The organism is Pedobacter sp. PF22-3 (genome assembly GCF_026239555.1).
In the GTDB taxonomy this organism is placed as follows: Bacteria; Bacteroidota; Bacteroidia; order Sphingobacteriales; family Sphingobacteriaceae; genus Pedobacter.
Window position 1 is genome coordinate 58,982 of the sequence record NZ_JAPIVP010000012.1, and the last position, 25,518, is coordinate 84,499.

At 38.2% G+C, this 25,518-nt stretch carries 18 protein-coding genes; 9 read left to right on the plus strand and 9 right to left on the minus strand.

What is annotated here, in order from left to right; all coding sequences use genetic code 11:
• The first annotated feature begins 123 nt into the window (after positions 1 to 123).
• The 4 genes from OQX63_RS15775 (at position 124) to OQX63_RS15790 (ending at position 6,034) form a co-directional block, all read left to right on the plus strand.
• Entirely contained in the window at positions 124 to 2,370 is a 2,247-nt protein-coding gene (locus OQX63_RS15775; protein WP_265851787.1) for a sodium-translocating pyrophosphatase, read from the plus strand.
• A 115-nt stretch (positions 2,371 to 2,485) separates the two neighbouring features.
• Positions 2,486 to 3,955 carry an amino acid permease gene (locus OQX63_RS15780; protein WP_265851788.1) on the plus strand — a complete coding sequence of 490 codons (1,470 nt, stop codon included), beginning with the start codon at positions 2,486 to 2,488 and terminating at the stop codon, positions 3,953 to 3,955.
• A gap of 83 nt (positions 3,956 to 4,038) precedes the next feature.
• The gene (locus tag OQX63_RS15785; protein ID WP_265851789.1) at positions 4,039 to 5,388 is read left to right on the plus strand and encodes a porin; all 1,350 of its coding nucleotides are present in this window, start codon (positions 4,039 to 4,041) and stop codon (positions 5,386 to 5,388) included.
• Between the two features lie 79 nt (positions 5,389 to 5,467).
• Positions 5,468 to 6,034 carry a MarC family protein gene (locus OQX63_RS15790; RefSeq protein ID WP_090501888.1) on the plus strand — a complete coding sequence of 189 codons (567 nt, stop codon included), beginning with the start codon at positions 5,468 to 5,470 and terminating at the stop codon, positions 6,032 to 6,034.
• Between the two features lie 477 nt (positions 6,035 to 6,511).
• Here the strand turns inward: OQX63_RS15790 and OQX63_RS15795 are convergent, their stop codons facing one another.
• The 5 genes from OQX63_RS15795 to OQX63_RS15815 all read right to left on the minus strand — a co-directional run bounded on the left by OQX63_RS15795 (position 6,512) and on the right by OQX63_RS15815 (position 12,969).
• Positions 6,512 to 7,681, minus strand: coding sequence for an RsmB/NOP family class I SAM-dependent RNA methyltransferase (locus OQX63_RS15795; RefSeq protein ID WP_265851790.1), 1,170 nt, complete (start codon positions 7,679 to 7,681; stop codon positions 6,512 to 6,514).
• 30 nt (positions 7,682 to 7,711) lie between these two features.
• The gene (locus tag OQX63_RS15800) at positions 7,712 to 8,923 is read right to left on the minus strand and encodes an ABC transporter substrate-binding protein (RefSeq protein ID WP_265851791.1); all 1,212 of its coding nucleotides are present in this window, start codon (positions 8,921 to 8,923) and stop codon (positions 7,712 to 7,714) included.
• Between the two features lie 111 nt (positions 8,924 to 9,034).
• Entirely contained in the window at positions 9,035 to 10,564 is a 1,530-nt protein-coding gene (gene guaA / locus OQX63_RS15805) for a glutamine-hydrolyzing GMP synthase (RefSeq protein ID WP_265851792.1), read from the minus strand.
• A 447-nt stretch (positions 10,565 to 11,011) separates the two neighbouring features.
• The gene (locus OQX63_RS15810) at positions 11,012 to 11,470 is read right to left on the minus strand and encodes a deoxycytidylate deaminase (protein WP_265851793.1); all 459 of its coding nucleotides are present in this window, start codon (positions 11,468 to 11,470) and stop codon (positions 11,012 to 11,014) included.
• 62 nt (positions 11,471 to 11,532) lie between these two features.
• Positions 11,533 to 12,969 carry an MFS transporter gene (locus OQX63_RS15815; protein WP_138818055.1) on the minus strand — a complete coding sequence of 479 codons (1,437 nt, stop codon included), beginning with the start codon at positions 12,967 to 12,969 and terminating at the stop codon, positions 11,533 to 11,535.
• A gap of 143 nt (positions 12,970 to 13,112) precedes the next feature.
• On the opposite strand from OQX63_RS15815, the gene OQX63_RS15820 reads away from it, so the two are divergent.
• Entirely contained in the window at positions 13,113 to 13,739 is a 627-nt protein-coding gene (locus OQX63_RS15820) for a LysE family translocator (protein ID WP_265851794.1), read from the plus strand.
• 365 nt (positions 13,740 to 14,104) lie between these two features.
• Here the strand turns inward: OQX63_RS15820 and OQX63_RS15825 are convergent, their stop codons facing one another.
• Positions 14,105 to 16,006 (minus strand): class II glutamine amidotransferase, encoded by a 1,902-nt coding sequence (locus OQX63_RS15825; RefSeq protein WP_265851795.1) that lies wholly within the window; start codon positions 16,004 to 16,006, stop codon positions 14,105 to 14,107.
• A gap of 294 nt (positions 16,007 to 16,300) precedes the next feature.
• Here OQX63_RS15825 and OQX63_RS15830 point away from each other — a divergent pair, with 294 nt between their 5' ends.
• From OQX63_RS15830 to OQX63_RS15845, 4 genes are read left to right on the plus strand one after another with little or no spacing between them, the layout of a single operon-like run.
• On the plus strand, positions 16,301 to 19,009 hold the full coding sequence (locus OQX63_RS15830) for a TonB-dependent receptor (protein WP_265851796.1): 2,709 nt from the start codon (positions 16,301 to 16,303) through the stop codon (positions 19,007 to 19,009).
• A 3-nt stretch (positions 19,010 to 19,012) separates the two neighbouring features.
• Entirely contained in the window at positions 19,013 to 20,344 is a 1,332-nt protein-coding gene (locus OQX63_RS15835) for a DUF4876 domain-containing protein (protein WP_265851797.1), read from the plus strand.
• Positions 20,345 to 20,377: 33 nt separating this feature from the next.
• The gene (locus OQX63_RS15840) at positions 20,378 to 21,934 is read left to right on the plus strand and encodes a DUF6850 family outer membrane beta-barrel protein (protein WP_265851798.1); all 1,557 of its coding nucleotides are present in this window, start codon (positions 20,378 to 20,380) and stop codon (positions 21,932 to 21,934) included.
• A gap of 3 nt (positions 21,935 to 21,937) precedes the next feature.
• Entirely contained in the window at positions 21,938 to 23,077 is a 1,140-nt protein-coding gene (locus OQX63_RS15845; protein ID WP_265851799.1) for a cytochrome-c peroxidase, read from the plus strand.
• A gap of 174 nt (positions 23,078 to 23,251) precedes the next feature.
• Here the strand turns inward: OQX63_RS15845 and murI are convergent, their stop codons facing one another.
• The 3 genes from murI to OQX63_RS15860 form a co-directional block, all read right to left on the minus strand.
• Complete coding sequence (murI, locus tag OQX63_RS15850) at positions 23,252 to 24,067, minus strand: glutamate racemase (protein ID WP_265851800.1); 816 nt, start codon at positions 24,065 to 24,067, stop codon at positions 23,252 to 23,254.
• Positions 24,068 to 24,345: 278 nt separating this feature from the next.
• Positions 24,346 to 24,924, minus strand: coding sequence for an OmpH family outer membrane protein (locus tag OQX63_RS15855; protein ID WP_265851801.1), 579 nt, complete (start codon positions 24,922 to 24,924; stop codon positions 24,346 to 24,348).
• Between the two features lie 62 nt (positions 24,925 to 24,986).
• The gene (locus tag OQX63_RS15860; protein ID WP_265851802.1) at positions 24,987 to 25,517 is read right to left on the minus strand and encodes an OmpH family outer membrane protein; all 531 of its coding nucleotides are present in this window, start codon (positions 25,515 to 25,517) and stop codon (positions 24,987 to 24,989) included.
• Position 25,518 lies beyond the last annotated feature (1 nt).

Sequence of the window (25,518 nt, forward strand, 5' to 3'; positions counted from 1 at the left end):
CAGTTAACCCAATTACAAAATGACCAAGTATCAATAACCAATCAGCAATGACCATTGCACTAATGACTAATGAACCATTGAACTAAATAAACAACTAACCAAATATAAAATCAATTATTAACTATGGACTTTTTACAAAACAATTTAATTTACTGTATTCCGGCGCTGGGGCTTGTCGGCATTATAGTTATGATGATTAAAAGCGCCTGGGTAAATAAGCAAGATGCTGGCGACAAGAACATGCAGGAACTTGCGGGCTATATAGCCGATGGCGCTATGGCTTTCTTAAAAGCGGAATGGAGGGTGCTAAGTATTTTTGCTGTTTTTACAGCAGCACTCCTGGCCTATTCCGGAACGATTACCGAAATTAAAGGTATTCCAATGCATTCGAGCTGGATTATCTCTATCTCTTTCCTAATTGGAGCGGTATTTTCTGCTACGGCAGGTTATATCGGCATGAAATCGGCCACGAAAGCCAATGTAAGAACTACGCAGGCGGCCAGAACAAGTTTAAAACAAGCCTTAAAAGTCTCATTTACAGGAGGTACAGTAATGGGCTTGGGCGTTGCCGGACTAGCCATTTTGGGTTTAGGTGGTTTATTTATCGTATTTCTCAAGCATTTTAATGTAGTTTCGGTTAACAGTGTGGAAATGAAAACTGCCATTGAAGTTTTAACCGGATTTTCATTAGGTGCGGAATCTATTGCCCTGTTTGCCCGTGTTGGCGGGGGTATCTATACCAAAGCAGCCGATGTTGGTGCAGATTTAGTGGGCAAGGTTGAGGCTGGTATTCCTGAAGATGATGTGCGCAATCCCGCAACCATTGCCGATAACGTGGGCGATAATGTTGGTGATGTTGCCGGAATGGGGGCCGATTTATTCGGTTCTTATGTTGCAACAATTTTAGCGACCATGGTTTTAGGACAGGAGATTGATGTGAAAGATAATTTTGGAGGAATGTCTCCTATTCTTCTACCCATGGTAATCTGTGGGCTGGGTATTATATTTTCGATTATCGGAACCTGGTTTGTCACCATTAAAGATGAAAAATCAAATGTACAAAATGCGTTGAACCTGGGTAACTGGTCATCGATTGTGATTACCGCTGTAGCTTCATTCTTTATTGTGAAATGGATGTTGCCCGAAACCCTTAAACTACGTGGATATGAATTCTCCAGCATCAACGTATTTTATGCCATTATAGTAGGTTTGGTAGTGGGTACCATTATGAGTGTTGTTACAGAATATTTCACAGCAATGGGTAAAGGTCCTGTAAATTCGATTATCCAACAATCATCTACCGGGCACGCCACCAATATTATTGCAGGTTTATCTGTTGGGATGAAATCTACAGTAATCCCTATTCTGGTATTGGCTGGAGGAATTATGACATCCTATCATTTTGCAGGTTTATATGGAGTTGCAATTGCTGCTGCCGGTATGATGGCTACCACTGCCATGCAGTTGGCTATTGATGCTTTCGGACCCATTGCGGATAATGCCGGTGGTATTGCAGAAATGAGCCAGTTACCTCCAGAAGTACGCGAGCGTACCGATAATCTAGATGCTGTGGGTAATACCACTGCAGCCACAGGAAAAGGTTTTGCCATTGCTTCGGCTGCGCTTACCTCACTAGCATTATTTGCTGCATTTGTGGGTATTGCTGGCATCTCTGCGATAGATATTTATAAAGCGCCTGTTTTGGCTGGTTTATTTGTTGGCGGCATGATTCCTTTTATTTTCTCCGCTTTATGCATACAGGCAGTTGGTAAAGCCGCAATGGATATGGTGCAGGAAGTGCGCCGACAGTTTCGTGAAATACCGGGTATCATGGAATACAAAGCCAAACCAGAATACGAAAAGTGTGTGGCTATTTCTACCAAAGCCTCTATCCGCGAAATGATGATGCCTGGTGCTATTGCTTTAATTACACCTGTAATTGTAGGTTTTACCTTTGGACCCGAAGTTTTAGGTGGATTATTGGCCGGGGTTACCGTAACTGGCGTATTGATGGGTATTTTCCAGAGTAATGCTGGCGGTGCATGGGATAATGCTAAAAAATCTTTCGAACAAGGTGTACTGATCAACGGCGAAATGTACTATAAAAAATCAGAGCCGCATAAAGCTTCAGTAACCGGAGATACTGTTGGCGATCCTTTTAAAGATACTTCCGGCCCTTCGATGAATATTTTGATTAAATTAATGTCTATCGTTTCACTAGTTATTGCTCCTTATATCGCAGTTAAGGCAATTGCAGGCGAACATCGCTCAGAAGTACGCAAAGAAATCCGAATTGAGCAAAAAACTGATAGTTTAGGGCATACAATTACTGATACTTTAACTAATACAACGGATACATTAAGTCGTTAGTTGTAAAAACCTAGATAGAAAAAGCATAAAAGGGATTTTTAACTTAAATCCCTTTTACATTTTCGTAATTTTTATTTAGGTTTGGGGCTGAAATAATCTAAACAAAAACTAAAATATGGGTTTATTTACTAAGAAGCCAATGCATTTGCTGCTAGAAGAAGCAGGAGATTCTGCCAAAGGCTTAAAGCGTACACTTAGCGCTGGTGCATTAGTGGCATTAGGTGTGGGCGCAATCATTGGTGCTGGTCTTTTCGTTAGAACTGCAGCAGCAGCAGCACAAAATGCCGGGCCATCTGTTACCATAGGCTTTATTATTGCGGCAATTGGTTGCGCATTAGCTGGTTTATGCTATGCAGAATTATCATCATCTATTCCGATTTCAGGTAGTGCCTACACTTACACTTATGCCACGATGGGTGAGCTTATGGCTTGGGTAATTGGTTGGGATTTGGTGTTGGAATATGCTGTTGGAGCTGCAACAGTAGGTATTGCCTGGAGCGAATACTTAAATAAATTACTGGTAGAAGTATTGCATACTTCGCCCATACCATACGAGTGGTGCCATTCACCTTTTCAATCTCACCCTGATGGAACCGTTAATGGTATAATCAATCTCCCTGCATTATTTATTGTTGCTTTATTAAGCTTACTTTTAATTAAAGGAACTTCAGAATCTGCTTTTGTAAACGGAATTATCGTAATTACAAAAGTGGGTATCGTAATCCTGATCATCTTATTAGGCTGGGGCTTTATACACGAAGCAAATCACCATCCATATATTCCTGCTGCTACAACTTATGTAGATCATGCGGGTATCAGCCATAGTTTTGGAGGTTTTTGGGGAGTTATTGGTGCTGCAGGAACGGTGTTTTTCGCGTTTATTGGTTTTGATGCCGTGAGTACCGCAGCGCAGGAAACTAAAAATCCTAAAACAGCAATGCCAATTGGTATCTTAGGTTCATTAGCAGTATGTACTATTTTATATATCTTATTTGCACACGTATTAACCGGTATTGCTCCAGTTGAATTCTTCAGAACCAAAGGTGGTGAAGCATCAGTTGTAGCCGCAATCAGTGAGTATATGACAGGCTATAGCTGGTTAGCCAAATTGGTTACTGTTGCTATTTTAGCAGGTTTCTCTTCTGTAATCCTGGTCATGTTATTGGGTCAGAGTCGCGTATTTTATTCAATGAGCAAGGATGGTTTATTGCCAAAAATGTTCAGCGATTTACACCCAAAATTCAAAACGCCTTACAAAGCCAACTTGGTAATTTTAGTAATTGTAGGTCTTTTTGCGGCATTTATTCCTGGTGATGTGGTAGGTGATATGACGAGTATCGGTACATTGTTTGCCTTTATGTTGGTTTGTATAGCGGTAATTATCTTAAGAAAAACCGATCCTGATCTTCCACGTCAGTTTAGAACACCTTGGGTTCCATTAATTCCAATTCTTGGTGTTGTTGCTTGTGGATTAATGATTCTTGGTTTAGGCTGGACAAATTGGTTAAGATTATTTGGCTGGTTAGCTTTAGGCTTTATTATCTACTTTGGATACAGCAAAAAGAATTCACATTTAAAAGGCTAAATTAGCTTAACATGTAAAAAATTTAAGGCCCCGATTTAAAGTCGGGGCTTTTTTATGTTAAATAATTGTTAATAAAACTACCTTTGCAGAAAATTGATAAGATGTACCGCAATTCTGCTAAAATTAAAAGCATTTATTTCTCTTTAACTGTTGTTTTACTATTCATCTCCACAATAGGGTTTGCACAGAGAACAATAAACGATGTGATGGATTCTACAACGGTAAATCATTTACTCATCATATCAAAAAAATATGGCTCATTATCATTTAGCGGATATTTACAACCACAATTTCAGGTTGCGCAATCAAATGGGGCACAGGCAGAATACCAGGGTGGCAATTTTGGCGAATTTACCAATAACCGGTTTAGGCTGAGAAGGGGCCGATTAAGGGCCGATTACATGATGTTAACAGAAGATGGAAGCCCTTCTACCTACTTTGTGCTTCAGTTTGACGGCACCGAACAAGGTGTGGCCATCCGCGATTTCTGGGGACGTTATTACGAAAACAAATGGAAAATACTGGCCGTAACGCTTGGCCTTTCAGGTCGTCCGTTCGGGAATGAACTGCAGCTGTCCTCTTCTGTTAGGGAAGCACCAGAGCGTGGACGGATGTCGCAGATTTTAATGAAAACAGAACGCGATCTGGGCGCTACTTTTACCCTAAATCCACGTTGGAAAGATGCTACACTTAAAAACTTAGTGCTCGATTTCGGCATTTACAACGGACAGGGTTTAGCTGGTCAGGGTGAGTTTGACAACAGTAAAGATTTCATCTTCAGGTTAAGCCATAAAACTTATGCATTTGATAAGTTTACTATTGCAGGCGGTATAAGCACACTACAAGGCGGTTTAAACCATCGTTTACCTGTTAGTTATAAAATGGACAAGATTAGCGATCAATGGCAAATGGTAAAGGATTCAACTGCTTCAACCATTAATAAAGTAGCTCCAAGAAGGTATTATGGTGCGGATGTCCAGTTATCCACCAAAACCAAAAGCTGGAAATCGGAACTTCGGGCAGAAGTAATATCCGGTTTACAAACTGGTACTTCAACTACCTCTACTACGCCAGGCTCCTATCCTGTTGATAATAAATCGATAGCCCTGCCCTATTATACCAGAACTTTTAACGGCGCTTACTTAACCTTTGTACAAACGTTAAACAGTACTGATAACCAGCTCATTTTAAAATACGACTGGTATGACCCAAACACTAAAGTTAAAGGTATGGACATTTCAGCAGATAAAGGACTTTCGCCTGCCGATGTTCGTTTTGATACTTTTGGCTTTGGTTTTTTACATCACTTTAATCCACATTTTAAGGCGGTAATTTATTACGATATCATTAAAAACGAATCGACGCAGATTAAAGATTATACCGCTGACAGAAAGGATAATGTGCTCACTTTAAGAACACAGTTCTATTTCTAATAAATAATCGCACAAGTGAGGAATTGATACAAATTCCGCTACCTTTGCTTAAAATTGCGCTGCTATGAAATTCGATTTTATGACGTTCAACTTAAGTGAGATCCTATCTACAACGATGGTGCTCTTTGCCATTATCGATATTTTAGGCGCCATTCCGGTAGTAATCGAGCTACGTAGAAAAGCAGGCCATATCGAATCGGAAAAAGCCTCGCTGGTAGCCGCAGGCTTAATGATTCTCTTTTTGTTTGTTGGCGAATCGCTATTAAAGGTGATTGGGTTGGATGTGGAATCTTTTGCCATTGCAGGCTCATTCGTTATCTTTTTTATTGCCATGGAGATGGTATTGGGATTAACCATTTTTAAAGAAGAAGCACCTGAAACGGTTTCTATAGTGCCATTGGCTTTCCCTTTAATTGCGGGGGCCGGAACTATGACCACTTTGCTTTCACTCAAAACAGAATACCATACCCAGAATATTTTGGTGGGCATTATCCTCAATATGTTGTTTGTTTACTTTGTATTGAAAAATACCAACAGACTGGAAAAACTTTTTGGAAAATCAGGCTTAAACATCTTACGTAAGGCTTTTGGCGTAATTTTATTGGCCATTGCGATTAAATTGTTCAGGAATAATACAGGGCTTTAGGAATCACTTTAAGATTCGTCACCCTGAATTTATTTCAGGGTTTACATACAAAAAGATGCTGAAACAAGTTCAGCATGACGATCAAGAGAAACAGCACCTAAAATGACAATCCTACAATCAATCTGTAACAATAATTTCGTATATTCATCTAAATATAAAGCTTACATCATGAACAGCTTTGAAGAATATACCTTAATTATTGGAGCCATCGCCGTTTTAGTCGAGGCGGTGAAATACGTCAAGAGGAATTTCAGATCCTGGTTTGAACATACTTAGCGTTGGTCGTCATCTCGATCCGATAGCTATCGGATGAAGCGTAGCGAAATGGAGAGATCTATCAAGTTAGATTTAGCTTCACTGAGCATTTCTTGGTTATTGACAGCATTCCAATTCACTCGAAATGACGGTATTTCGAAGAAAATTGACCGAATTAATTTTAATAAATAATAAAATCCTGATCCTAAATCCCGCAATCCTTTAATCCTGGCTTTTCTTAATCAGCCTCGCGACAAACATCGTATCGGCATTGTTTTCATAACCTTTTATCAATTCCATTTTTTCCAGTTCCAATGGTAATGTATCGCTTATATGTTGTACAACAGCCTCATTTTCCGCTGCAAAAGCAGAACAGGTAATGTAAATTAAAGGTTTCCCAGGTTTTAGATATTTTACTACATTCTGCACAATACTCTTCTGCATAGCTGCAAACTGATTGATTTTACGTTCTTCGAAAAAAGTAAGCACTTCGGGTGTTCTTCCCCATGTTCCTGAGCCTGTACAGGGTGCATCTAAAATAATACCATCAAACTGGTAATGATGCAAAACCTGATCATTATTCTGTAAAAGATCCAGCTCTTTTTTATGGTATTTTTTAATTCCCGCCAGGCGGAAACGTTCATCTAAATTCAAGAGTACACTTTCCCGCAAATCAGAAACTAAAAGTTCAATTATCGGCTCAAAACTATGCAAAAGCAAAGTTTTTCCGCCCGAAGCGGCACAGCAATCCCACCATTTATCCCATTTATTTGGCTTAAAATACAAACCGGTATGTTGTGAAGATAAATCCTGAACCTGATAACTTCCCTCGCTTAAAATCGTTTCAAGCTTGGTTCCATTGGGCAAAGCCAGAGCCGTATCAGTAATTGCTTTAACTGCGATGTTTTCAGCTTCCAGTTTGGAGATGATGACGTTGGCTTCTTCAGCTTTCACTCGGATAAACAGGTCGGGTTGCTTAAAAAAAGAGGTAAAAAAGTCCTCTTTATTCATACCATCAGATAGCGCAACATGAAAAGGATAAATCTGTTCTATATCAAAATCAGGATACTTAGCTTTAATCAGCGCTAATTTTTTTTCGAGCGGCTTAGTAACGCTTTCTTTTAAGTCTGGCAGATTCTTTTCCACCAATAGGCTTAAAGTATCATGACATAGAAAATCTGCAACACTCAACCGTTCCTCATTAGGCAGTAATGGTAAAGCCTTACCTAATCTAAAAAAACTGTAAAGATGTCTTGTTGCCCATCTCCTGTCAGACGAGCCCATCTGCTTATGTTGTTTAAAATAAACAGGTAGAAAGCGATGTAAAGGCAAACTTCCATCGTAACTGTTTAAAATCTGTTCAAAGGCTCTTAACTGATGGTCTGCTCTCATGGGATAATTAAAATGGAAGAAAATTATAGCTTACTCAACTGGGCTCAAGGTGAAGTTTTTATACTTCAATAACATTAAACTGGTGTTAATATAGCCTAATTTTTCATCATGGATAAATGAAAAATTATTATGCAGTCCTTTGTATTTATCTTTTACGATATAATCCCTGTAATCTTCACCATAGGTTACCAGTAACCTGCCGAAATAATAGCCAATATCGAAACCTTTAAAGGCATACTCTCCCGGCTCAAAACCATATTTATAGCGATACTTTTTGATAAAAGTAATCACATTACTGTTTTTATAGTCTATTTTATAAGAAGAACTGATAATTGTACTCATATCCTGCAGTTTATCGGCAGGATAATTCTGCTTTACCCAATTCGGATGACCAAAAAGCGAGATATTATATCCACCAGTTCGAAGATGTTTTAATTTATACAGTTTTTCTATGGTAGGCAATACAAAAGCACGGTCAGAAGAGGCAAGCACCACTGCATATTGCTTGCCTTTGACCATTCTTGTTTCAAAAGCATAGGCTGAAGCATACTCCTGTACCAAAAACTTGCCATTGGTTTGAAGATAATTTCTTATGGGTGCTGCAAAAGCTTCGTCTTCTGTTTTTTTAGGGTTAATGAATACCACTATCGTATTAGCGGGATTGTAATTTTTAGCAATGTAGGCAGCTATCTTTTTCCCGTGTAAGCCAATATTATTTACAATGGAAACCAGATTGGGGTTATTAAATTCAGTAGGTTCAGATGCAGCCAAGGGAGAAACAATGATTGCATTATTTTCTTTGGCATAGCTGGAGATAAACTTTAATCCAGCAGGAAAAACAGGACCAATAATTAAATTGCTTTGTTTAAAACGCTCGTTCTTATACAAGAGCGATATATGTGCATTATCATCCTGCGTATCGAAAACATTTAATTTAAAATTTAAACCCTGTGCCGCTGCAGAATCCAACCCCAATTTAAAGCCCTGATAAAAATCGATAGGCATGGCATACTTCTCAATCTCAGCCTTGGTGGCTGTTTTTAAATTTAGCTCATCCAGTTTAAAGGGAACAAGCAAAGAAACACTTGCCTGCGAAAACTTCTTGATCGGTTTTTTATCTGCAGGCTTTTCTTTTTCAACCGGTTTTCCCGTTTCAGGCTTAGGTGTCCTGATTTTAGGCGAACAAGCACCTAAAACTATCGTAAACAAAACCAGCAACCCATAAACCTTCTTAACATTCATACCTATCGTTTTTAACAAAATATGCTAGCAAAGTTTATTCCACCTTGCTAGCATCACATTTATTTTATGCAGTTTGGACTGAAAACTCCAAACTGAAAACTCACAACTGAATTATTCCCACTCAATAGTTGCAGGTGGTTTAGAGCTGATATCGTACACTACCCTATTGATCCCTTTCACCTTATTGATAATTTCATTTGAGATTTTAGCCAATACCGGATAAGGTAAGTGGCACCAATCTGCAGTCATCCCATCAAGTGATTCTACAGCTCTTAAAGCAATTACGTTTTCGTATGTACGCTCATCACCCATTACCCCCACTGATCTTACGGGTAAAAAGATGGCTCCTGCCTGCCATACCTTATCGTATAAACCTGCTTCTTTTAAATTATCAATATAAATTTTATCGGCATCTTGCAAAATGGCTACTTTTTCCGGAGTTACCTCTCCAATAATGCGGATGCCTAAACCTGGTCCCGGAAATGGGTGACGGCCCAAAATAAACGATTCTAAACCTAATGCAGTACCTACTCTTCTTACTTCATCTTTAAATAAAGTTTTAAGTGGTTCTACTACTTTAAGCTTCATGAAATCTGGCAAACCGCCTACATTATGGTGCGACTTAATGGTAGCCGATGGACCTTTTACTGATACCGATTCGATAATATCGGGATAGATGGTACCTTGAGCCAACCATTTCACATCCTGAATAAGGTGAGATTCTTCATCGAAAACTTCGATAAATACACGACCAATAATTTTACGTTTTGTCTCCGGATCTTCTACGCCTGCTAACTGGCTTAAAAATTTGTCTTTGGCATCAACACCTTTAATATTTAAGCCAAAATCTTTATACTGTTCTAAAACACTTTCATATTCATTTTTGCGCAATAAACCGTTATCAACAAATATGCAATGCAGATTCGTACCGATGGCTTTATGCAAAAGAACAGCAGCAACGCTACTATCCACACCGCCTGAAAGTGCCAGAACAACTTTATCGTTACCCACGGTAGCTTTAATATCGGCAATTGTGGTTTCAACAAAAGCAGCTGAAGTCCAATCCTGGCTACATCCGCAAATATCAACCAGGAAGTTTTCTAAAAGGATTTTTCCGTCAATGCTATGCGTTACTTCAGGGTGAAACTGGATAGCATAAGTATCTGAATCTTTAATGTGATACGCCGCTACTTTTACACTGTCTGTACTGGCAATCAGTTCAAAGTTTTCAGGAATATCGGTAATGGTATCGCCATGGCTCATCCAAACTTGCGAATCGATGTTGATGCCTTTGAATAGTTTATTTTCCTGGTTTACAAAATTCAGGTTAGCCCGGCCATACTCGCGTGTTGAAGAAGGCTGAACCGCACCACCAGAATGTTGGGCAATATATTGTGCACCATAACAAACAGCCAGTAAAGGATATTTTAAATGGTATTTTGATAAATCAATCTGAGGAGCATCTTCCTGGCGAACAGAGTATGGGCTACCTGAAAAGATAACACCTTTTACATCTTCGGTAATCTCAGGAAGATTGTTATATGGATATATTTCACAGTAAATATTTAGTTCGCGAACCCTACGGGCGATGAGTTGTGTAAATTGCGAACCAAAATCGACGATAATGATTTTTTCTTGCATCCGCAAAGGTACAAATTAGATATGAGATTTGAGAGGGGAGATTTGAGATTTTTAGCTTGTGCGGAGAGTTTTGAGCAGAGGGCATGGAGCAACGTCATTAAGCTAAGCCATTAGGCATAAGAAAATAATTTGACCACAGATAGAAAGGATGCACACAAATCTGAAAATCCGTGTTTATCTGTGCTCATCTGTGGCTAAAAACCCTTAATTTAATGGCATTGGGGCATGGAGTGAGTGCTTAGCGCATAGGTTTTGATTAACCATAATATAGTCCGAAGTCAGCAGTCATGGGTCTAAAGTCAAAAACTATAAAACTTATTTGCGCATTTACAAATTAGTGTACCTCGCTCTAATACTTACGAAGTCGTGCCTCATACCATCCCATTAAACTTCGAAAGGCATTGCGCAATTCACCAATAAACTAATGACAAATGAACCAATGAACCTCTACGATTCCATCAAAATTACCTCTACCCCAAACTTCCTTAAAAAATCCACGCCTTCATCGCTTGGTAAACCTTTATAGGCCGCATAAGACTTGGAGTAATATACCAGTTTAATCCCTGATGATAAAATGAGCCGGGCACAGGCAATACAAGGCGACAAGGTAGTATATAAAGTACATCCTTCTATTTTAGATCCATTTTTAGATGCGTATAGAATAGCATTTTCTTCTGCATGCAGTGCTAAAGAGCAACTTCCTTTGCTATCGCGGGCGCAACCATGCTCTGGCCATTCCTCATCGCAATTGTGCGTACCGGCCGGTGGCCCATTGTAGCCGATAGAAATAATGCGGGTATCTTTTGTTAACACTGCACCTACATGCGCACGCACGCAATGCGAACGGGCTGCCAAATCGGTCGCAAGGTTCATAAATATCGAATCGAAACTTGGTTTATCTGCCATATAAAAATCAAAAAAGCCACAAAGAAATTCATCTTTGTGGCTGCTAAATTACTTTATTAAAATTAATGTCCGCCAGAAATTTTCTGGTCGAAGTTAATTCCTTGTGATCTTAATATCGATGCAACTTTCCAGGCATAAAATGCCAGGTAAGCAAAACAGATGATCCCTACGATGTAACTGTGTTGAATACCTGTAAATTCTGATACTGCTCCCTGCGCCCAGCTAATAATACCACCGCCCATAATCATCATAATTAAGAAGCTACTTCCCTGACTGGTGTGCTTACCTAAACCGCTTACAGCTAAAGTAAAAATACAAGGCCATAACGTACTACAGAATAAACCAACACTGGTAATGGCATAAACACTTACCATGCCTTTAGTAAACATTCCGATTAACAACGCAGTAATACCAATTGCCGAAAAAATCAATAACATTCTGGCAGGATTACCTTTACTCGCCATATCAGCAGCAATTAATACCAGAATAATCAATGCATATACATAAAAAGGGGCCAAATCATGTTTCGCAATAGCGTTAACAGCTAAGAAAATACCAAAAGCTAAATATGGTGCAATAAAACGCAATACTTTTTGCGTACTGATATTATCAGTAAAAGCTTCAACAGCACCTGTCCAACGCCCAATCATCATACTAGCCCAGTATAAGGAGATATAAGGAGCAATATCTTTAATGGCAAAACCAAGATCTTTTTCCATGTAAGCAGGCAAATTACTTGCGGTTGATACCTCAACACCTACGTAAACAAAAATAGCAATCATGCCCAAAACCAATTGTGGATATTGCAAAGCTGATCCCTTAATCGATTTAGTATCATCTGCTGACGCTTCAACTAAAGCAGGTCTATCAGGTAAAGATGACATTTTTAAGAAAATTGCTACTGCAATAAAAGCTACTCCCAGTATTAAATAAGGAATTTTAACGCTTTCTACACTGATGTTGGTATTTGCATTTGCAGCAGAACCAAAAATAGCGAAACTTACAATAAGCGGCCCAATGGTTGTACCGAAGTTATTAATACCACCGGCAAGTGTTAAACGCTGCGAACCAGTTTTGATTGGGCCCAGGGCAATAGCCAGCGGATTGGCAACAGTTTGTTGTAAAGAGAAACCCAAAGCCACAATAAATAAACCCGAAAGCATTAAGGGAAATGAGTGTAGGTTTGCCGCTGGATAAAACAACAAGGTTCCAAGTGCGGAAATAACCAATCCCAATGCCAACGAATTTTTATAGCCCAGTTTGTTTACAATATCTTGTCCTATTAAAACAGAAATACCATTATAAATTAAGGCACCCACCGTGTAAGCAATGTAAAATGCCAGCGAAACCAGCTGACTTTCGGCCTGCGATAAATCAAAAGCCTTTTTAAATACAGGGATGAGAATGTCGTTACTGGCGGCTACAAAGCCCCAAAAGAAGAATACAGTGACCAGTGGGATAAACTGCGCCCACTTGGTTTGCGTTTGTTCTGAATTCATATTATAAATCTAGTTTTATTGGGGCTAAACATAAATAAAAAAAAGCTAATAACCAGTATTTTTATGCAACCTATGCAACAAAAATAAATGTTATAAGTTTAGGTATAAAATTGCATATTCGCATATTATAAACAACACAATGCATGTTTGAAGCCATATTATTAGGTATAGGAGCAGGGATTATTTCGTCGTTTTTAACAGGGCCGGTATTTTTTGCAATGATTAAAACGAGCATAGAAAGGGGCTTTAAGGCAGGTTTTTCTTTAGCTGTTGGTGTAATTATAAGTGATGTAATCTTGATCGGCCTGGTTCTTTTTGGCAGCCAGTTTGTTGATTATAAAGCCGAATTTGATAAATACGTGGGCAGTATTGGCGGTATATTTCTACTTGCTGTTGGTATTTATTACCTGGTTTCTAAAATCACCGTGCATTATGATAGCACCACGCTACAGAAAGTGAGCAAACGGGGTTACGTGCTTAAAGGTTTTTTAATGTGCATCCTCACCCCTTCTACCCTCATGTTCTGGATTATTGTGAGCGGAATCATCTCTGTTAAGCTTAATAACATGCTTAACGAAAAACTGGTCTGCTTTTTTATTGCCATGGCCACCCAACTTGGTATTGATGGCGCTAAGAGCTTTTACTCGAGTAAACTCCGTTATAAAATAAAAGAAGACGCACTTAAAAAGCTGAATAAAATTGCTGGCGTAGTGATCATCTTTTTCGCCTTCTGGCTGATTATTAAAACTTACCTAAAGTTTTACGCATAAAACTTAACACTCCCCGTAAATTAATTTTTTCTAGTCTCTTTTATGCCTTTAATAGGCTTTTGAAAAGCAACTACAGTACTGCTATCAGGGGTTTAGTCCTGCCAATGCTACAAGTCCTCGCCCGGTGAAAAACCGGGCTCCGGGCTTTCCGCGAATGTCAGGTTTAGATAGAGGGGCAGCTGTATTGGAAAGCCACATGATTAAAAGATTGCTTCGTCGTTTCCTCCTCGCAATGATGTGATTTTTAATAAAGATTATTCTTCTCTCTGTGCAAACTCAGTGCACTCGGTGGTAAAAAAACAAAAAAATAGCCCATATTACTATGAGCTATCTGTTATTCAAGTCCCCTTTAGGGGATTTAGGGATTAATAAGCCCTTTGGTTATTTCCTTCTTTCCAATTAATGAAAGCTTTATTAACTACCTTGTTACCGCCCGGTGTTGGATAATTTCCAGAGAAATACCAGTCACCTTTGTTTTTCGGACAAGCTTCGTGCAGGTTCTCTAAACTTTGGTAAATTACTTCAACCTCAGCAACAGTACCTTTTGGGGTAATAATCTGCGCAATTTTAGCCGAAATCTCTTCAGGGGTAAATGGTTTATAAATTTCTTTAACGTGGTTTACAATTTCCTCTTTAGGTAAAAGTAACGAAGCTTTACATTTGGTGTAAACATCCTCTATTACCTGCCACATGCCACGCTCAGTAAGCAATTGGATAGCCGCATCAAAAGCCACAAACTGTCCCATACGGCTCATATCAATACCGTAACAATCAGGATAACGGATCTGAGGTGCTGAAGAAACAATAATAATTTTCTTTGGGTGTAAACGGTCAACAATTTTAATAATACTCTGCTTTAAAGTAGTACCACGTACAATTGAGTCATCAAGTGCAACTAAAGTATCCTGATGGTTATTGATAATACCATAAGTGGTATCGTAAACGTGTGCCACCATTTCACTCCGGTCTGCATCCTGGGTAATGAACGTTCTTAGCTTTACGTCCTTAACCGCTAACTTCTCAACACGGGGTGCTAATGACAGCAGGTCTTCAAGCTGTTGATCTGTTAACGTTTCTTTTTTATGCAAAAGTATATCTTTCTGGTGCCTGCGTACATATTGCTGAACACCATCAACCATTCCAAAAAAAGCAACTTCTGCCGTATTCGGAATAAAAGAGAATACCGTATTTTTTAAATCGTAATTAACCGCCTGAAGAATTTTATCGCTCAATAAACGGCCTAACTGTTTCCGTTCACGGTAAATCTCTACATCACTTCCTTTTGAGAAATAGATCCGCTCGAACGAGCAAGATAATCTTTCGGTAGGTTCACGGAACTGCTCCATGCTTACCTCGCCGTTTTTCTTGATAATTAAAGCATGCCCCGGATCGATCTCTTTAACATCCTTAAACTGAATATTAAATGCTGTTTGCAACGCTGGTCTTTCAGACGCCGCTACAACAATCTCATCATCATAATAATAATATGCCGGACGAATCCCTGCCGGATCGCGCATAATGAACGAATCGCCATTACCAACCATACCACAGATCGAGTACCCGCCATCCCAGGTTTTGGCCGAACGTCGAAGGATATTGGCAATATCTAAATTATCAGATATTTTATGTGTAATGCTAACATTATCATGTCCCTCTTTTTTATACTGATCGAAAAGCTCCTGGTTTTCATCATCTAAAAAGTGACCGATTTTTTCTAATACGGTTACCGTATCTGCTTTTTCTTTTGGATGCTGACCTAATTCATACAATTGCTCCAATAACTCATCAACATTGGTCATGTTAAAGTTACCGGCAATCACCAGGTTCCTGGTCATCCAGTTGTTTTGCCTTAAAAAAGGATGGCAATTTTCAATACTGTTCTTACCATGTGTACCATAACGCAGATGGCCCAATAAAACCTCGCCGATAAAGCTGACGTTGTTTTTGAGCCATTCTGTATCCTGCATTAGTTCAGGGGTATTTTCTTGGATATCAACAAATTTGTTCTGTACATATTCGAAGATATCGGCTACCGCATTAGATGCCATGCTCCGGTATCGGCTAATGTACCTACTGCCGGGTTTCATATCCAGCTTAATGGTGGCAATACCTGCGCCGTCCTGGCCCCGGTTATGCTGTTTTTCCATTAAAAGGTATAATTTGTTAAGGCCGTAAAGTGCTGTACCGTACTTTTGCTGGTAGTAAGAAAGTGGTTTTAACAGGCGAATAAAAGCGATTCCGCATTCGTGTTTTATCTGATCACTCATTGTGTGGGTTTGAAGCCGCAAAGTTATCCTTTTAAACCTTTACAACCTAAACAAAAATGCTTTCTTTTATGATGATGAGTTTAAGCTGACAGATGTATTAAATATATGTTAAGCTGCCTTCGCTACTTAAATTCCTATATTATTAATTAGAATCTTTCTAAATAACTTGCAAAGTTAGTGTAGATTTTACACTTTTGCAGCATTATTAAGATTTAGTCTAAATTGAAGAAACTTTACACATCCTTATTATTCTTTTTTATTTGCTTCACTGCGCTGGCACAAATAAGAAACGTTGTGGTCGGAAAAGTAGTCGACCCGCAGAACAAGCCATTAGAACTTGTCAACATTAAAATTGTAGAAACCAACCAGTATGCCATTACGGATAAGAATGGTTTATTCAGGGTAAACGGAACAGAAACCAACAACATTTTAACGTTAGAGTTTTCGTTTATCGGTTTTCAGAAGTTAAGGTTACCGTTAACCGTAAAAGCAGGAGAAACGAATCTTGGTAATATTGCTTTAAAGGTTTTGGATTTAAGCTTGGAAAATATCGAGATTAATGCCAAAAGGAATTACACCGGTCAAACCAACTCATCATTAATCATTACCAGGGATTTAATTGAGCAAACACCGGCGTTGAGTGTTAACGATTTATTAAACCAGATTCCGAATAGAAAAATCCAGCCGCCATCCTTACAAAATGTACAGAACATCAACTTAAGGGCATCGTACGCCCCTACCACCGATGGGAAAGGTGATTACGAATTGAATAATGCTTTTGGTATTGCCATTATAATGGATGGAAATACAATTAGTAATAATGCGAACATGCAAAGTTTCAACCCAGGCAGAACTGGAGGAGTTGGGCAATCATTTGTAAAAAGTGGAAGTTATGGGATTAGAGGAACTGGTGAAGATAAGACAGGATATACTGGAGATTATACCTTTGGAGGAACAGATTTACGCCAAATACCTGCCGATAATATTGAAAGTATCGAGGTTATTGCGGGTGTTGCCCCTGCCAAATATGGAGATTTAACTGATGGCGCTATTATTATTGAGCGGCAAGCGGGTAAATCTCCTGCTTATGTACGTATGCAGTTAAGGGATAATGCTACATCTTATGGGTTTTCCAAAGGATTTGAGATCAGTCCTAAATATGGAGCTGTAAACATTGGCATTAACTACGTTAACTCTTTCGAAGATAACCGTGATAAATTAAAAGCTTACCGCAGAGTCAATACTAATGCCATGTGGACTAATTTGTTTGGAAAAACTAAACAATTAAAGAACACGCTCAGTATAGATTATGGAAGAAATCTTGATGGGATTAAATTTGATCCCGATGATGAAAAAAGTACAGCTTCTAAATTCGATAGCTGGAATTTTAGCTTTGCTAACAGAAGCAACTATAGGCTTAATTCTGGGTTCTTAAAAAATATCGGCTTAAATTTAAGGTATTCTGAAGGCCATCAGGTAAGCTATAAAGAAGAATTAGTGAATGACCCCTACGTATTATATACTACTGCTACAACTACAGGAATTCATGAAGGGACATATGATACAGGGGTTTATACTGCTAAATCTTTAATTGATGGAAGACCTATAACCACATCCGCAAACCTTGATTTCACAGGTGGTTTTACTACTGGCAACCTTGTACATAATCTTTCATTTGGTACCAGTTTTAGTTATAGTGCAAATAAAGGCCTGGGGCAAACTATAGACCCAAATGAACCAAGAAGTGGGTCGAAGATTGCAAGCACTTCATTAGGTACAAAAAGTTCTGATCGTTTTTACGATTTCAGTTTAGCTGTTGCCCAAAAAGATATTGGCTTTTATATTGAAGATCTGTTCTCGGCAAAAGTATGGGGTAAACCTCTAAATGTAAGAGCAGGTATTCGGTCTGATTTACAAAACGGATATGGATCTTTTTCACCAAGAACCAATATTAATTATGAGTTAAGTAAAACTTTTAGAATAGGTGTTGCTTATGGTTTATCATACAAATCGCCGGCTTTGGCGCAGCGTTATCCAGGCCCTACCTTCTTCGAGATCCCCTTGTTAAATGCTTACAACGGCAAGGTTAATGAGAGTACCTATCTGGTGTATGTAGAAAGATATGATCCTACAAACATTAATTTAAAACCATCAAAAAGTGAAAGCATTGAGTTATCAGCTCAAATCAAAATACAAAAATTCAATCTATCCATATCAGCATATACTAAGAAATCCAGAAATGGAATTTCAACAGTTCAAACGCTGCAAACTATCGAGTTACCATCTTATAATGCTACAATTAATCCAGGTGTAAAACCAACTGTTATACAGAATGGAACTAAGCTATATGCTATCAATTACTCTACTTTTAAAAATGATCTCTCTTCAGATAACCAAGGCTTTGAAGTGATTCTAAATACACCTGAAATTAAAGAAATCAAAACATCGTTTAATTTAAGCGGTGGGCTTTTCAGGACATATTATGGTTCAACATCATACACTTTAAGTAATCAGATGCCTAATACTATTCCCACAGATCCAAATTATGCATATATAGGTGTTTATGAACCCTTAAATAAAAAATCATATTTTAGTAATACAAGGGTTACAAGTGTAACGCACATTCCTAAGTTAAGCTTGGTTGTTTCATTCGTTGCAGAATTCGATCTTCTAGATAAAAAAATTAATACAGCAAGCTCAAGAATTCCTATTGGTTACTATAATAGGTTTAACCAATATACTGCTATTACCAGTTTCGACAAAACAAATGCTTCTTATGGCCATCTATATATTTCACCAGAAGAACAATCAGAAAACGATCTTCCACGCGTAATTTCCAATTACCACTTAAGTATTGCTAAAGAAATTAAAAAGCGTTTCAAATTCGCATTTAACGTTTACAACGTTTTTAATCACCGTCCATATTACATCACATCAACTGGCGCTTATAAATATCCAAATAGCAGTCCAACCTTTGGAGCAGAATTATCCATTAAACTTTAAAAGATGAGAAAATTGTTATTCATATTATTTTTGGCTACTGCAGTTTTAATTGCTTGTAAAAAATATCAGGGAAATGTTACAGGAATCCATCCAGTAAAGTACCAAGTAATTATTTCATACGCCTCAAAAGATTTAGGGAAGTTATTACCAAAAGCTAAAATTGAGGTTACATTTAAGAGTGCTAAGAATGGTTTGGTTCGAAAATACACAACCAAAAGTGATGGTGTTGTTTCACTTGATTCTATTTCTCCTGGTGTTTATGACATATCAGCTTCTATTAAAATTCAACCAGCAGATTACACCACTTTAACTGGAGAAAAAGTAGATAAAGAAGTGGTTTTTAATGCATCAGAGAAATCGAAAACCATTACGGTAGAAGATAATCAACAAATTGAACTAAAACTGATTTCAGGCTCCACTGGCCCATGGGTAATTAAGCAGATTTATTATGCGGGTTCAAATACCACTACAGGAGCCTCTTTCCGTGACCAGTTTATCGAAATATATAATAATTCGGATTCAGTTTTATTTGCAGATAGTTTATATGTAGCAGAAGTATTAGGAGTCCAAAATTTTACTTCAACTAATATTTACAGACAAAACAATAGCCAGTATGATTGGAGTAAATCGCAAGGTATGCCAACAGGTATTGATGCAAATAATGGCTACATATATACCAGATCACTATTAATGATTCCGGGTTCCGGTAAACAATATCCTGTTAAACCAGGAGAAAGTATCGTGTTGGCTCAAACCGCCATAAATCACAAGGCACCCTTTACAGGTTCGGATGGAAAAACGGTTACTGTAAGGGACCCTTCGTTAACTATTGATTTGAGCGGAGCAGATTTTGAAGCGTATTATGCTCCCTTTTTACCTAAACCATTAGCATCGGATATTGATAATCCAAGTGTTCCAAATATTGACGTATTATCGTATAGTGGGACAGATCTTATTTTCGACAATCCAGGCCGGATGGGTTACGTTATTTTTAAGAATAAAGGTACTATAGACATTAAAAAATTACCACAATACCCTTATCCAACAATCGCGCCGCCAACATCAAGTAGTGACAAGTATTACCAAATCCCAATTGATTTGATAATTGATGGTGTGGAAGTTCAGCCGAGTAGTGCTGCATCACGTGTTCCTAAAAAGTTAGGCGCTACACTGGATGCACTATATACCTATGCACCTAATGGTGCATATTCTTCGCAATCAGTAATTAGAAAAACAGAAAGTATTGTAAATGGAAGAAGAATTTTAAAAGATACCAATAACTCTGCCGAGGATTTTGACTTCTTACCGCTCGCAGCTCCCAAGGCTTTTAAATAACTCAACACTATAGAGATACTGAATAAAATAATAATGAAGAATACGATTCTATATATGCTTTTAGTTTTTAGTTCTATACTTAAGGCATATGGCCAGCAGCATGATACACAAATTAATAGCGCAAAAAATAAATTATTCTCTGCTGATTCAACGCTCTTTGCAGCATATGATTTTGCAAAATCAAGTCCTTTTTACATTAAAAAGTTAATGCCAGCTACTTATAACAGCTTAAATATTGGCCATAACCTTGAAAAAGGCCATTTAATGAAAGCGCAAGATGCAACAAAAATTAATAACACTTTTTTAAGCACAGAAGGAATTTCACAATTGAAATCAATTAGCATATGGGGCCTATTTTCATATAGTAGAACGGTTGAAGATAGTGTGGCATTTGCGCATCAAACCCGAAATAATCTGGCAAATCCATATTATTATGGTTCTGTTAGAAATGTGAGCTACCAAAGAACAATTTATAACTTGAAAACCCTGGCAAGTAAAAATATTTTAAGCAACAACTTACCTATTGGCTTAGGTGCCGATTATAGAATCGGCGATCACTATTCTACGAATGATCCACGCGGCAAAATAAGCGATTATCAATTAAACCTAGTTGGTACACTTGGTTATAATTTGACCAAGCTTTTAACAATTGGAATAGCTTATCGCGTTGGATACGGTCTCGAGAAAACAAATGTTGCTTATAAAAATAATAGTTTAAATCAGGGTCGGGTAAGTCCAGAATTTACTAACTATCTCATCAATGGATATGGTGAGCCAGGAGAGTCCAATTTTGACAGAACAGTTCAAAGTAATCAAACCAGAAATGGCATAGATACCTATTTAACATATAATTCTGAAAATATTGGAGATTTTAACTTCAGCTATCAAACCTCGAAAGAAAACCAAAAATTTGACTACAGGAGCAATAGTGGAATAACTAAATTCATCGATTTTAACATAGTTAGCGAGGAATACCATCTTCTTTGGTTAAAACGCACGGCTTCAAATTCTTTAGGCATAGACTTTAATTATCAGACCAATAAGGGAGACAACTACCTTAATAACTATCTGGCTAATAGTTACCTGTTTAGCACCAGCTCTATCTTGATGAAAGGACGCTATACACTCAGGAAAAATCAGTACATCCATAATTTTGGCTTAGGTTTAAGTAAATATGAAGAGCGCAAACAAGATGGCATTGCCGGTAACGATATCAGATTTAATCAATTAAATTATTCGTTAAGTTATGGTATAAACCATCAAAATAAAAACAATCATAACTGGGGGGTTAGCTTAACTGGTTTATACAATCAATGCCTTGATTCTGATTTCAGCGTGCTTTTAGCTAACGAAGGTGTGTTTACAAGGAATGTGATCTATTATGATTATGCCTACAATACAACCTCAAAATTTGGAGGTAATTTAACAGCCGATTATAGTATCCCAATGTTTAAACAAATCCATGCTGGTATTAAAGCCGGTGTTAACTACTGGAGAAGAGACGATTTAAAAGATTTTGGCAGGGTATTAACAAATGCCCCCGGCAAAGACCGCTTTTCTTCCAATATCAGCTTAAACCTCTATTTTTAACCCATGAATAAAATTTTTGCCCTTCTTGCTTTAGCCCTCACCGGTTTAATTCTATTTTCTTTTCAATCGGCTAATTTTAATAGCGAAGATGAGTTGAGTATTGATAGCCTGCGCAAAGTTTATTCAAAACCTACCGGTCAATGGCCAAAACCAACGGTAGATAAGGGTGCGGTGTTTCAGGAACTGGGTGAACTCCCGCCCTCTCCTGTTGATTTGAAAAATGATTCGGTAAAAAATGTAGTGGAGTTGGGGAAAATTTTATTTTTCGATCCGCGTTTGTCGGGTTCTAACCAGATTTCGTGTTCGAGCTGCCATGCGCCAGATCTGCACTGGACAGATGGTCGCCAGGTATCAATAGGGCACGATCACCTGGCCAATATTCGCAATGCCCCATCTTTAGAAAATGTGTGGTTTTACAAACGGCTGTTTTGGGATGGCCGGGCCAATAGTCTAGAAGAACAAGCCGGTAGTCCGGTATCAGCACATAACGAGATGCACCAGGACATGAAAGTTTTACCTAAAAAGCTAGGCAAGATTAAAGGTTATCAGCCTTACTTTACCGCTGCATTTGGCTCAAAAGAGGTAACCAATAAAAGAATTTTTGAAAGTTTAGCTACTTTTCAACGTAGTATAGTAAGCCGCAGAACCCCTTTCGACCGTTTCCTGGCTAAAGATAAAAAAGCACTCACCGATCAGCAATTGGTTGGCCTGCATTTGTTCCGCACCAAGGCGCGCTGTATCAATTGCCATAATGGCCCTTTTTTTACCGATAACGAGTTCCATAACGATGGTTTAACTTATTATGGGCGCAAATATGAAGATTTGGGCCTGTACAATGTAACTAAAAAGGCAGAAGATGTGGGCAAGTTTAAAACTCCAGGCCTAAGAAATGTGATGAAAACTGCCCCTTGGTTCCACAATGGTTTATTCCCGGATATGGACGGCGTAATGAATATGTATAATGTGGGCATGCCCGTGCAAAGGGTAAAACCAGAACAGGTAAACGATCCACTCCTGCCTAAAAATGATCAGTTATTAAAAGGTTTAAAGCTGAGCAAAGCCGAGAAGGATGCTGTAGTTGCCTTTTTACATGCATTATCATCGCCAACCGTACTGGTTAGGGTTGAGCATTTACCGCAATAGTTAGTTTGGAGTTTACAGTTGGCAGCTAGTAATATACAGTAAGCAGTTTACAGTTTTCAATTGAGGGCTGTTTAACCACTTTAAATAGTTAACCAATTAAACCATATCTGAATAGGCAGTTAGCCTATTGATCATACCGATAAACAAATGACCAGCGAACAAATGAACGATAACTTACATTTTACCCGATTTCAGCGCTTCGCCAAAAAATATTGATGCATGTTCGTCAAATGCTGCCGGGTCACCGCTGGTGTAAAAATGCCTTTCTGCTTGCCTACCTAGTTTTTCTTCCATTTCAGGATGCCTTACTAAATAATCAACCAAACTATTGGCCACGATATCGCCTTGCGATAAAATATTGATATAATCAGGAAATACAGTTTTGAGTTTAGGCATTAATAATGGATAATGCGTACAGGCCAGCAGCACGCAATCAATATCGGCAGATTGTTGCAAAAGCTGACCGCAGTATTCTTCAATAAAAAAATCTGCTCCCGGTTCTAAATGCTCATTATTTTCAATGAGTGGTACCCACATTGGGCAGCTTTGCTGGAACACTTGTATTTCGGGGAAAAATTTATTAATTTCCAACAGGTACGATTGCGAATTAACAGTCCCCCTGGTACCCATTACGCCTACTTTTTTGGTACCGGTGTACTCATCTATTACTTCGGCCGTAGGCCTGATTACACCCAATACGCGCCTATCAGGATACTTAGCAGGCAAATCACGCTGTTGAATCGTCCTAAGTGCCTTAGCTGAAGCGGTATTACAGGCCAAAATCACCAAATGGCAACCTTTGGCAAAAAGCCATTCTACACACTCTAAAGTATATTTATAAATGGTCTCGAAAGAATGATCGCCATAAGGCGAACGGGCATTATCGCCTAAATAGATATAATTATAATCGGGCAATTTATCGGCAATAGAACGAAAAACGGTTAAACCTCCGTAACCTGAATCGAAAATACCTATTGGCGAAGCCTGCATTATGTTAGAAGTTGAAATGTTGGAAGGTTGTAAAGTTAGTTGAAAAGTTATAGATAAATATTGAAAAGTTAAATCTTTAAAAAGATCGTCTTCCTAAACTTGTTTCAGGATCTACTGCACTGAAGTTAGACATCAAAGATGCTGAAATAAATCCGATAGTTATCGGATCAGCATGACGAAACTGCATGAACAAAAAAAGCGGAACTAAGTTAAACTTAATTCCGCCTTATATCTTGAACTGGTAGGGAGACTCTCGACTCCGAACTCACGACTCATGACTATTTTTTAGGTGCAGCTGGTTTTGCAGCCGTAGCTGTGATACCTAATTTAGATTTAACTGCAGCGGTAATATCATCACCACCATCCCAGAACACTAAATTATTACCACCTTGACCGTTTGCGATATCGAAAACGTAAGCCAAACCTTTTTCTTTAGCTACAGCAGAAATTGCAGTTGCAACTTTAGCCTGGATAGGTTGGAATAATTCGCCTTGTTTAGTACCTATATCTTGTGAAGCTTTAGTACGGGCATCAGTAATACGTTTCTCTAAATCCTGTAATTCCTGACCCGCAGCTTGTAATTCTTTACCTACTGATTCTTTGTTTGCTTCGCTTAAAGTTTTTTGCTTAGCTTCTGCTGCAGTCATTTTAGTCTGATATTCTTTGATCATTGCATCAATATCAGCTTGCTTTTGTTTACCTAAGGTTTCTAAGGTAGTTTGAGCTGCCTTAGCTTCAGGTAAATTTGCAAAAACCTCCTCAGAATTAATGTGACCTAATTTTTGTTGTGCACTTGCCATATTCGCTGTAAACATTAACCCTGCTGCTACAAAGAATACGTTAATTAACTTTCTCATCGTTTTATTTTACTTTTTTATTTTTTCTGTTTGTTTTCCTTCAAAAATCAGGGACGAATATACTAATTATTTACTGTCCCTGGTTTATAACCTAATTTTACAATTACATCGTTACTTACATCGTAACTGCTACTTGCATAAATCATCATTGTTGCTTCACTGCTCTTGTCGAAAATGAAGTCTAAATATTTAGATTTTGCAATCTGTTTAATAGCTTCGGCTACTTTATCCTGAATAGGCTTAATTAATTTTATCCTGCTTTGAAAAAGATCCCCATCGGGTCCAAATTTAGAACGTTGAAATTCTTTAGCTTGTTTTTCTTTTTCTATAATCTCATTTTCTCGTCGTTTTCGCATATCATCAGTTAATAAAACCTGATCGGCCTGGTAAGCCTTGTACATCCTGTCAATCTCAGAAAAATTCTGATCTACTTGTTGTTGCCATTGTTTCGAGGCTACATTCAACTGACTGAGTGCTGATTTATATTCCGGCAAATGCTTCAAAATATACTCGGTGTCTACGTAAGCAAATTTCTGTGCAAAGGCACCGAAAGAAGTGCAAAGTAGGAATGCGATAAAAAGATATTTTTTCATC

Coding starts and splice junctions, on each gene's coding strand:
- guaA (WP_265851792.1), bottom strand. CDS start 10,564: ATGCAAGAAAAAATCATTATCGTCGATTTTGGTTCGCAATTTACACAA.
- OQX63_RS15780 (WP_265851788.1), top strand. CDS start 2,486: ATGGGTTTATTTACTAAGAAGCCAATGCATTTGCTGCTAGAAGAAGCA.
- OQX63_RS15790 (WP_090501888.1), top strand. CDS start 5,468: ATGACGTTCAACTTAAGTGAGATCCTATCTACAACGATGGTGCTCTTT.
- OQX63_RS15845 (WP_265851799.1), top strand. CDS start 21,938: ATGAATAAAATTTTTGCCCTTCTTGCTTTAGCCCTCACCGGTTTAATT.
- OQX63_RS15860 (WP_265851802.1), bottom strand. CDS start 25,517: ATGAAAAAATATCTTTTTATCGCATTCCTACTTTGCACTTCTTTCGGT.
- OQX63_RS15840 (WP_265851798.1), top strand. CDS start 20,378: ATGAAGAATACGATTCTATATATGCTTTTAGTTTTTAGTTCTATACTT.
- OQX63_RS15775 (WP_265851787.1), top strand. CDS start 124: ATGGACTTTTTACAAAACAATTTAATTTACTGTATTCCGGCGCTGGGG.
- OQX63_RS15795 (WP_265851790.1), bottom strand. CDS start 7,681: ATGAGAGCAGACCATCAGTTAAGAGCCTTTGAACAGATTTTAAACAGT.
- murI (WP_265851800.1), bottom strand. CDS start 24,067: ATGCAGGCTTCGCCAATAGGTATTTTCGATTCAGGTTACGGAGGTTTA.
- OQX63_RS15855 (WP_265851801.1), bottom strand. CDS start 24,924: ATGAGAAAGTTAATTAACGTATTCTTTGTAGCAGCAGGGTTAATGTTT.
- OQX63_RS15835 (WP_265851797.1), top strand. CDS start 19,013: ATGAGAAAATTGTTATTCATATTATTTTTGGCTACTGCAGTTTTAATT.
- OQX63_RS15825 (WP_265851795.1), bottom strand. CDS start 16,006: ATGAGTGATCAGATAAAACACGAATGCGGAATCGCTTTTATTCGCCTG.
- OQX63_RS15815 (WP_138818055.1), bottom strand. CDS start 12,969: ATGAATTCAGAACAAACGCAAACCAAGTGGGCGCAGTTTATCCCACTG.
- OQX63_RS15820 (WP_265851794.1), top strand. CDS start 13,113: ATGTTTGAAGCCATATTATTAGGTATAGGAGCAGGGATTATTTCGTCG.
- OQX63_RS15810 (WP_265851793.1), bottom strand. CDS start 11,470: ATGGCAGATAAACCAAGTTTCGATTCGATATTTATGAACCTTGCGACC.
- OQX63_RS15800 (WP_265851791.1), bottom strand. CDS start 8,923: ATGAATGTTAAGAAGGTTTATGGGTTGCTGGTTTTGTTTACGATAGTT.